General features: G+C 64.4%; 10 protein-coding genes and 1 pseudogene. 5 read left to right on the top strand and 6 right to left on the bottom strand.

Annotation, left to right across the window (positions count from 1 at the left end; translation table 11 throughout):
- The coding region (tnpC, locus tag E4L98_RS26705) for an IS66 family transposase (protein ID WP_135204573.1) at positions 1–680 on the top strand (680 nt) is incomplete at its 5' end.
- A gap of 152 nt (positions 681–832) precedes the next feature.
- On the opposite strand, the gene E4L98_RS26700 is transcribed toward tnpC, so the two are convergent.
- Complete coding sequence (locus E4L98_RS26700) at positions 833–1,087, bottom strand: hypothetical protein (protein ID WP_167761462.1); 255 nt, start codon at positions 1,085–1,087, stop codon at positions 833–835.
- Between the two features lie 158 nt (positions 1,088–1,245).
- On the opposite strand from E4L98_RS26700, the gene E4L98_RS26695 reads away from it, so the two are divergent.
- The 3 genes from E4L98_RS26695 (at position 1,246) to E4L98_RS26685 (ending at position 3,700) form a co-directional block, all read left to right on the top strand.
- Positions 1,246–1,545 (top strand): DUF4148 domain-containing protein, encoded by a 300-nt coding sequence (locus E4L98_RS26695; protein WP_167761461.1) that lies wholly within the window; start codon positions 1,246–1,248, stop codon positions 1,543–1,545.
- Between the two features lie 133 nt (positions 1,546–1,678).
- Complete coding sequence (locus E4L98_RS26690; RefSeq protein WP_135204570.1) at positions 1,679–2,554, top strand: alpha/beta fold hydrolase; 876 nt, start codon at positions 1,679–1,681, stop codon at positions 2,552–2,554.
- A gap of 36 nt (positions 2,555–2,590) precedes the next feature.
- Positions 2,591–3,700 (top strand): thioredoxin family protein, encoded by a 1,110-nt coding sequence (locus tag E4L98_RS26685; RefSeq protein ID WP_135204569.1) that lies wholly within the window; start codon positions 2,591–2,593, stop codon positions 3,698–3,700.
- Here E4L98_RS26685 and E4L98_RS31350 read toward each other — a convergent pair.
- From E4L98_RS31350 to E4L98_RS26665, 4 genes and pseudogenes are all read right to left on the bottom strand, one after another.
- A pseudogene (locus tag E4L98_RS31350) lies at positions 3,687–3,899 on the bottom strand (XRE family transcriptional regulator); the annotation flags it as partial. The gene E4L98_RS26685 and the pseudogene E4L98_RS31350 sit on opposite strands and share 14 nt — an antisense overlap.
- A gap of 263 nt (positions 3,900–4,162) precedes the next feature.
- Positions 4,163–4,747, bottom strand: a complete 585-nt coding sequence (locus tag E4L98_RS26675; RefSeq protein WP_135204567.1) for a hemerythrin domain-containing protein — start codon at positions 4,745–4,747, stop codon at positions 4,163–4,165.
- 102 nt (positions 4,748–4,849) lie between these two features.
- Positions 4,850–5,161 carry a YkgJ family cysteine cluster protein gene (locus E4L98_RS26670; RefSeq protein ID WP_135204566.1) on the bottom strand — a complete coding sequence of 104 codons (312 nt, stop codon included), beginning with the start codon at positions 5,159–5,161 and terminating at the stop codon, positions 4,850–4,852.
- A gap of 7 nt (positions 5,162–5,168) precedes the next feature.
- Positions 5,169–5,903, bottom strand: a complete 735-nt coding sequence (locus tag E4L98_RS26665) for a substrate-binding periplasmic protein (protein WP_135204565.1) — start codon at positions 5,901–5,903, stop codon at positions 5,169–5,171.
- A 72-nt stretch (positions 5,904–5,975) separates the two neighbouring features.
- On the opposite strand from E4L98_RS26665, the gene E4L98_RS26660 reads away from it, so the two are divergent.
- Entirely contained in the window at positions 5,976–7,241 is a 1,266-nt protein-coding gene (locus E4L98_RS26660; protein WP_135204564.1) for an aminotransferase class V-fold PLP-dependent enzyme, read from the top strand.
- On the opposite strand, the gene E4L98_RS26655 is transcribed toward E4L98_RS26660, so the two are convergent.
- Positions 7,225–7,833 (bottom strand): ANTAR domain-containing response regulator, encoded by a 609-nt coding sequence (locus tag E4L98_RS26655; RefSeq protein ID WP_135204563.1) that lies wholly within the window; start codon positions 7,831–7,833, stop codon positions 7,225–7,227. The two genes, E4L98_RS26660 and E4L98_RS26655, sit on opposite strands and share 17 nt — an antisense overlap.
- Positions 7,834–7,956: the final 123 nt, after the last annotated feature.

Here is a 7,956-nt window from a genome sequence, read left to right as displayed (position 1 = left end):
ACACGCCCGACCGCAAGGGCATCCATCCGCAAACCCACTTGGCCAAGTTCGAGGGTGTGCTGCAAGCGGACGCGTACGCCGGCTTCAACGCCTTGTTCGCGGACGGCACGATCCGCGAAGCGGCTTGCTGGGCGCACGCAAGGCGCAAATTTCACGACCTGCACGCGGCGCGCGCGACGCCGCTTACGACCGAGGTGCTGCGTCGGATCGCCGAGCTCTATGTGATCGAGGCCGAGATCCGGGGCAAGCCTCCCGACGAACGACGACAAGTTCGGCAAGCCCGCTCGCGCCCGCTGCTCACCGACCTGGAACGCTGGCTGCGTACCACGCTCGACACGCTATCGCGCAAGTCCGACACGGCGGCCGCGATCCTGTACGCGCTCAAGCTCTGGCCGGCGCTGCTGCGCTATTGCGACGATGGCGCCATCGCGATTGACAACTCGGCGGCCGAACGCGCCTTGCGTGGCGTCGCCATCGGGCGCCGCAACTATCTGTTCGCCGGCGCTGACAGCGGCGGCGAACGGGCCGCCGCGATCTACTCGTTGATCGGTACGGCCAAGCTGAACGGTGTCGACCCCGAAGCCTGGTTGCGTCACGTGCTGACGCATATCGCCGATCATCCCGTCAACCGGGTTGATGAATTCTTGCCTTGGAACTGCAACCTGCCAGCAGCTCTCTGAGATGACGCCGCTTCCCAGCGGTGTGACGCCATCATCGATCAAATTACCCAATCACTCAAGACGTCACTGGGCAGACACTTACGGTGCGCGGGATGCTGCATCAGGTTCCGCTCTTATCGGCCAGCGACATGAGAGGGCGTCCTGTTCACGCGCTAGCGCGAGAACAGACGTTGATATACCTTGTCTGATTGCTCCACGAGGGCCTTTTCCTGGTCGCACACGGCCTTCAGGCTGTACTCGCCGCCCAACCCTTTATGCCCGCCGCGCTGTGCCGGCATGCCCGACTGGAGCTCCAACTGGCGGCGTTTGTGGGCACCGAGCGCCGGCCGCTCCAATATCGACTCTTTTTTGTCAAACACAGTGCCGCCTTCAAAAAGATACGCTAACCATCTGCTGCTGCGTTGCAATTGGAAAAATCACGCGTCCTGACTGCTTAAGGTTTTGCAAACCAGATCCCTTCCAAAAGGCATAAGTCTAAAAATATCCGTTGCGATTAAAGCGGATGCGATGTATTATTCACTCATCGGGCAACAACGCCCAGCCACCAAATCAAAGGAGCCATATCATGAAAAACGCCGCCATCGCCCTGTCCCTCGTCGCTGCCGTGTTCGCTTCTGCTGCCGCCTCGGCGCAGGAAAGTGTCGAATACTCGGGCTACACCGGTTTCGTCTCCACCAAAACTCGCGCCGAAGTCAAGGCGGAGCTGCGCCTGGCCCAGCAGCGCGGTGAGATCGCCGTCGGTGAAGAGTACCCGCAACTGAAAGAAGAGGTGGCCCCCGCCAAGACCCGCGCGGAAGTCAAGGCCGAGCTGGCTGCCTATCGCAAAACCCATCCAGAAGTCGCGGATGACATCACCACGCTGTGATTTATTCGGTATAAATTAATCGCATAAGCTTTAATCGCGTCAGTCTGAAATTTTCATCCGATCGAGAGATGGCTGGCGCGGGAAAAGCCCGTAAATTTGCCGCTTCACCCAAAGCAAGCTCAACTGAAAGCACATGATGAATCTGGAAAATGCGGAAGGCACGCTGCGCGTCAACGGCGCTGACATCTGGTACAAGGTGCTCGGCAGCGGTCCGGTACTGATGCTCCAAGCGCCGGGCTGGGGCATCGGCTCCGGGCTGTATCAACAGACGCTGGCCGACCTGTCCGCGCATTACACGCTGGTGTGGCACGATCCGCGCGGCAGTGGCGCGTCGATCAGCCCCTCACTCGACTACGCCACCGTCAATGTCGGCGTGATGAACGATGACCTGGAAGCGCTGCGCCAGCATCTGCGCATCGACCGCTTTGTCCTGCTGGGCCATTCGCACGGCGGCTTTGTCGCCGTCAATCATGCGCTCAAGTATCCGCGGCATCTGGCGGGCCTAGTGCTGGTGGATGCTCAGCTCGGTGTCGAAGAACCCGGCGCGGATCTGGCGCGTACCTTGCCGAAGCTGGCGGCAATGCCGCAGTTTGCCGATGCGGTAGCGGCCTTCACCGGACCACGCAAGCTGGACAGCGACGCGGACCTCGGCGCGTTTCTGAAGAAGATCGGCGGACTGTACTTCAAGCAGCCCGACAGTCCGGCGGCCGCTGTGCTGGCGCGGTTCGTGGACGATCACCGGATTTCGCTGGCCGCGTTTGCCGCCACCTCGTCGACCGACAAGCATTTCCTGATCCGGGACCGTCTGGCCGAGCTGCAGGTGCCAACGCTGGTCATGGTCGGCAGTCACGACTTCATTTGTTCGCCAGTGCAGGCGCAGGTGCTGGCCGACGGCATCGTGGGCGCGCGCCTCGTGGAATTCGCCGACAGCGGACACATGTGCTGGATCGAGGAGCCGCAGCGCTTCCGTCTTGAACTCGACACTTTCATGCGCGCTACGCAGCAATAGCCCGCCATTTGATCATCTTTTATCTGGAGCTCTATCATGCATACTCCTATCCCCGCAGCAAACAAAAAACGCAGTTTGACGATGATGGCCGGCGCGGCGCTGGCGGCCTGTGCGCTGTCCATGCTGTCGGCCGGCGGTTCGAGCGCGGTGGCGGCGGAAACGGCGTCGTTCCGCAGCAATCTGCCGGTCGAAGGCCGCGCGCCCGGCTTCACCGGCGCGACCACCTGGCTGAACTCGGCGCCGCTGTCGCCGCAGCAGCTGAAAGGCAAGGTGGTGCTGGTCGACTTCTGGACGTATTCGTGCATCAACTGTATCCGCACGGTGCCTTACATCCGTGCGTGGGCGGCGAAGTACCGCGACCAGGGGCTGGTGGTGGTGGGCGTGCACACGCCCGAGTTCAAGTTCGAGGAAGATCTGGTCAACATCAACGCCGCGGTGGGCCGCTTCCACATCGATTACCCGATTGCGGTTGACAGCAATCAGGAGATCTGGCGCTCTTGGGGCAATCAGTACTGGCCAGCCATTTATCTGACCGATGCCAACGGCAAGGTGCGTTACCACCAGTTTGGGGAAGGCGATTATGCCAAGACCGAAAAGGCGATCCAGTCCTTGCTGGCCGAAGCGCGCGGCGCGGCGGTGGACAGCACGCTGGTGAATCCAAGCTCCAACGATGAGCAGAAGGCCCCCGATCTGGCCAGCCTGCAATCGGAAGAAACCTATGTCGGTTACAGCAAGGCGACCAACTTCCACTCGACCACCCGCGTGCGTCCGGATCGTGCGCTGAATTATGCGGTGGACCGTCTTGGCATGAATCAGTGGGGCCTGCTGGGGCAATGGGTGGTGGGAGCGGAAAGCGCGGTGGTGGATGCGCCAGGCGCAGGACTGGCTTACCAGTTCAGCGCGCGCGATTTGCACCTGGTGGCGGGACCGGGCAAAGCCGGCGCCAAGGTCCGCATCCAGGTGACGATCGATGGCCGGGCGCCCGGCGCCGACCACGGCGCGGATACCGATGCCGACGGCAATGGCGTGATCGATGCGACCCGTTTGTATCAGCTGGTGCGCCAGAGCGGCCAGGTGAAGCAGCGCCGCTTCGAGGTACGTTTCCTCGACAAGGGGGCGGAAGCGTTCGCGTTCACGTTTGGCTGACTTGAAGCCGGGCCAGACTGGTGGCAATCTGGCCCCGGCTGATATGACGAAATTTCCCGAGCAGGAGGTCTGAAAGCCACGGCGCGGGCATGTCGATACAATCTGCAGCCTGTTGCAAAGTCAACCCCAGGTTCGAAATGGCTTGGCCAAGCCGATACGTTAAGTCAGCTTTTTTCAGCATCTCTTCTGGATCAGGATAGCCAAGGTCGGCCTAGGGGTTGCCGTTGTCTTCGTCGAGAGAGACGCCTTGATCGATCTTGTTCATCTCAATTTCCCCTGCCGATCGCCGCCGCCAGACTTAATCTGGCTTTGATCAAGTAGAGTTCGCGCTTGGGCGTTGAAATCCCGTGCGTGGAATTCTTTTGAAAGCAGTATAGTACAAAAAATGCGTGAATACTTGAACAGCTTTCCTGCCGAGTTGAGTACTATGTGGCTGTCATCATGGGGCGACGGCGCCTTCATTCAGGCCGCCTTCGCCTTTCTCGTCAGCAGCGTCGCCGCAGCCACCGTGCCGACCACGCCCAGCACCAGCGCGGTGGTGCTGCCGGAGAAGCCGATCGCGGTGTCCATCGCCAGTTTGCCGGCCTTCGGCCCGGCCAGTTCCAGCCGGCGCCTGGTCATTTCGGCGCCCAGTTCGCTCAGGCGGTCCTTGCCCAGCAGCCGTTCGGCGTGCGGCAGCAGCACGGTTTCTTCATCGGCCACGTGGTGGATCACGTCGCGCATCAGCTGGTGCAGGATCTGGCCGTGGCGCACGTCGCCGGGCTCGGTGGCGCGCAGTTCGCCGATCAGGCGGCGCATTTCATTGTGTTCGGGAACGCTTTTTTGCAGTACCGGCTCGCCGCTGTCGATGCCGCGCATGGCCGGGTAAAAGATTTCCTCTTCCAGCGTGGCGTGAATTTCCAGCGCGTTGCAAATGGTGTCGGCCAGCGCTTGCTTGACCTTGGGTTTGGCGTCAGCGGTGTACTGATGGAATGTGACCAGCACGTGCGAATGGTCGAAGCGGATCATGTCGGTGATGGTCGGGCTGAGTTTCTTGAGCGAAAACATGGCAGTGTCTCCTGGCGTGGATGCTGGGAGGTTCGATGTTAGCCGGGACGCCGCGCGCACGGCGTAGGAAAACAACCATGCCACTTGTCAGAGCACGACGCTTCAGGCGGGCAGCGGCAGGCCGGCGGCGGCGCGGGCGCGCAGGCATTGCGCGTCGCCGGCATCGACGCTGCGGCAGGTGCTGGACCGTGCGGGATAGATGTCGCAGCTGACGCAGCGGCCGACTTCGCCGCTGAGGGCGACGCAGCGCACCGGCGTTTGCAACGTGCCGTTCATCGCCACGTGATGCGGCGAAACCGCCGTCACCAGATGCGCGGGCACGGCGCCGTCGGGATGCAGGGTGCTTTCGCTCCAGTAGAAGCTGACGCGGAACACGGCGCAGCAGGCGCCGCAGGATTGGCAGTCGAATGGCATCCGACGATTATAACGGGCGCGGACGTTTTAGCAGCCGGTCCAGCACATGTTCCTGGCGCAGCAGGCGGCAGGCACCCTGCAACGCGGTAACGTAGGGGGGCGGCAAGGCGGAATCGCCGTACAGTGCCACCTTGCCGCGCGCCAGCAGGTAGCGCGGGCTGACCTGCTGCGGCTGGACCTGCAAAGTCCGCAGCGCGTATTCGATACTGTCGCCGACGCCGAACATGGCGTCCAGCCGCCCGGCCAGCAGCATGCGCACGCCCTGTTCGTAGCTGTCGACCGGATGCTTGACGATGCCGGGGGCGGCGTCGATGTCGGGGCTGTAGCGCGCGCCGCGCAGGTGGCCGACGGTCTTGCCGCTCAGCTGGTCCAGACGCTGGAAGCGGAAACCGCTGCGGCCGAACATCATAATCTCCACCGCGCCCAGCCATTCGAGCGGCGTGCCGATGGTGCTGATGTCGATCAGCAGCATCAGGTCGGCGGCGCCGGCGGCCAGCATGTGCGGCGCGCGGCTGTAGGGCACGACCAGGGGGGCTATCGGTACGCTGCTGAGTTTGCCCAACTGTCTGACCAGCATGATCAGCGCGCCGGTGGGCTCACCTTGCGGCGTGTAGCCGGCCCACGGCAGCAGGCTGACCACCGTCAGGCGCAGCGGCGCGGGCGGCGACTCGGCCGTCGCGGCGGTCGGCAACAGCAACGCGCCCAGGCTGGTGAGGGCCCTGCGGCGGGCGGCATCTGGCATGAACGGGATCTCCCTGGTTGGCACGGAACTCGCTTATTATGCGCTCATACCGGCAAACTGGCAGGAGAGGGCATGGAGGCATTCGATGCAAACCGGCGCAAGCTGTTGGGCGCGGCGGCGGGACTGACGGCCTGGGGCGCGCATGCGGCGCCCTCGGCGCCGGCCTCGGCGGACGACTGGGAGCGCGTGGCGCAAAGCTACGACGTCGCCGGCGAGTTCGTCAATCTGGAGAACGGTTACTACGGCATCATGGCGCGGCCGGTGCTGGACGAGTACCAGCGCAACGTCGATTATCTGAACCGCTACAGCTCTTATTATCTGCGCCGGCAGTTCGACCGCACCGGCATGGAGCAGCTGCGCACGCAATTGGCCGCGCACACCGGCGTGCCGGCCGACGAGCTGGCGATCACGCGCGGCGCCACCGAGTCGCTGCAAAACCTGATCTGCAATTATCGCCTGCTGCGCAAGGGCGACACGGTGATGTACGCCAACCTCGATTACGACGCCATGCAGTACGCGATGAACGATCTGGCGCGGCGTCATGACGCCCGGGTCGCGCTGGTGCAGATCCCGGAGCCGGTGCACCGGCAGGCGGCGATCGATGTGTACGAGCAGGCGCTGCGCGCCCATCCGCGCACCCGTTTGCTGCTGCTCACGCACATCAACCACCGTACCGGCTTCGTGCTGCCGGTGGCGGAGATCGTGAGCATCGCCAGGGCGCGCGGCGTCGATGTGATCGTCGACGTGGCGCAGTCGTGGGGGCAGCTGGACTTCAAGCTGCCCGACCTCGGCGCCGATTTCGTCGGCGGCAATCTGCACAAGTGGGTCGGCGCGCCGCTGGGAACGGGCTTTCTGCACATCCGCAAGGAACGGCTGGCGGACATCGGCGTCGAGCGCGGCGATGAGGATTACGCCGTCACCGACATCCGCTCGCGCGTGCATTCGGGCACCGTGAACGCGGCCTGCCTGATGACGATTCCGGCCGCGCTGCGCCTGCATGCGGAAATCGGCGTGGCCAACCGCGGCCAGCGCTTGCGCACACTGCGCGACCACTGGGTGCAGCGCGTGCGCGACCTGCCCGCGCTGCAGATCCTGACGCCGGACGACGCCGGCAGCTACGGCGCCGTGACCTCGTTCCGCCTGCGCGGCCACACCACGGCCGAGGCCAACCAGGCGCTGGTCGATCGGCTGGTGGCGCAGTACGGCATCTTCACCGTGGTGCGCAAGGGACCGGTCGGCGGCGCCTGTATCCGCGTCACGCCCGGCCTGTACACGCGCACGGCGGATCTCGACAAGCTGGTCGCCGCCCTGCGCGCCTTGTCTAGCGCGGCGGCGTAAGCGCGTTGAGGATTTCGGCCGCGTCGATCAGTTCGACGGCAACGTCGTTCAATTTGCGCTGGTGCGAGCGGGCGTGCTGGCGCAACAGGCGCAGTGCCGCGTGGCGGTCGATGCGGTAGCGCTCCATCAGCATGCCCACCGCCATGCCGGTTTCTCGGCCGTCGCGCAGCGCCTGGGTCAGCCGCTGTTCTTCGGCGCGCAGGTTCTGGATCTCGGCGCCGCGCGCCAGCGCCGCCCGCACCGCCGGCAGCAGCTGGGCCGGATCGATCGGCTTGAGCAGGAAGCCGACCGCGCCCGCCGCGGCGGCCTGCTCGGCCACGCCGCCACCGCTGTTGGCCGACAGGAACATGTAGGGGATGCCACTCATCTGCCCGGCCAGCTCCAGGCCGGACATGCCGGGCATGGTGATGTCGAGCACCGCCAGTTGCGGCCGCAGGGCCGCGCTGGCCAGCAAGGCCAGCGCCTGCGCGCCGCTGCTGGCCAGCAGCACGCGGAAGCCGCCGGCTTCCAGCGCGCGCGCCAGCAGGCCCAAAATGAGCGCGTCGTCGTCGACCAGCAGGATCAGCGGCGCGGCATCGGTTGGCTGGTTCATGGCAGCTGTTCCTCCAGGTTGAGTTCGGGCACCTCGCGGCGGGCGGCGGCGTGCAGTTCGGCCAGCGCGGCGCTGGCCGCCGCCAGGTCGGCCGTCTTGCAGGCCAGTTCCTGTCTCTTATGA

Source organism: Duganella callida, assembly GCF_004614165.1.
In the GTDB taxonomy this organism is placed as follows: Bacteria; Pseudomonadota; Gammaproteobacteria; order Burkholderiales; family Burkholderiaceae_D; genus Rugamonas; species Rugamonas callida.
The sequence above is the reverse complement of the archived record's forward strand: the minus strand, read 5'-3'. Positions and strand labels throughout refer to the sequence as shown.

Bases quoted from the DNA above. Each gene is read 5' to 3' on its own strand.
- E4L98_RS26695 (WP_167761461.1), top strand. From the start codon at position 1,246: ATGAAAAACGCCGCCATCGCCCTGTCCCTCGTCGCTGCCGTGTTCGCT.
- E4L98_RS26690 (WP_135204570.1), top strand. From the start codon at position 1,679: ATGATGAATCTGGAAAATGCGGAAGGCACGCTGCGCGTCAACGGCGCT.
- E4L98_RS26685 (WP_135204569.1), top strand. From the start codon at position 2,591: ATGCATACTCCTATCCCCGCAGCAAACAAAAAACGCAGTTTGACGATG.
- E4L98_RS26675 (WP_135204567.1), bottom strand. From the start codon at position 4,747: ATGTTTTCGCTCAAGAAACTCAGCCCGACCATCACCGACATGATCCGC.
- E4L98_RS26670 (WP_135204566.1), bottom strand. From the start codon at position 5,161: ATGCCATTCGACTGCCAATCCTGCGGCGCCTGCTGCGCCGTGTTCCGC.
- E4L98_RS26665 (WP_135204565.1), bottom strand. From the start codon at position 5,903: ATGCCAGATGCCGCCCGCCGCAGGGCCCTCACCAGCCTGGGCGCGTTG.
- E4L98_RS26660 (WP_135204564.1), top strand. From the start codon at position 5,976: ATGGAGGCATTCGATGCAAACCGGCGCAAGCTGTTGGGCGCGGCGGCG.
- E4L98_RS26655 (WP_135204563.1), bottom strand. From the start codon at position 7,833: ATGAACCAGCCAACCGATGCCGCGCCGCTGATCCTGCTGGTCGACGAC.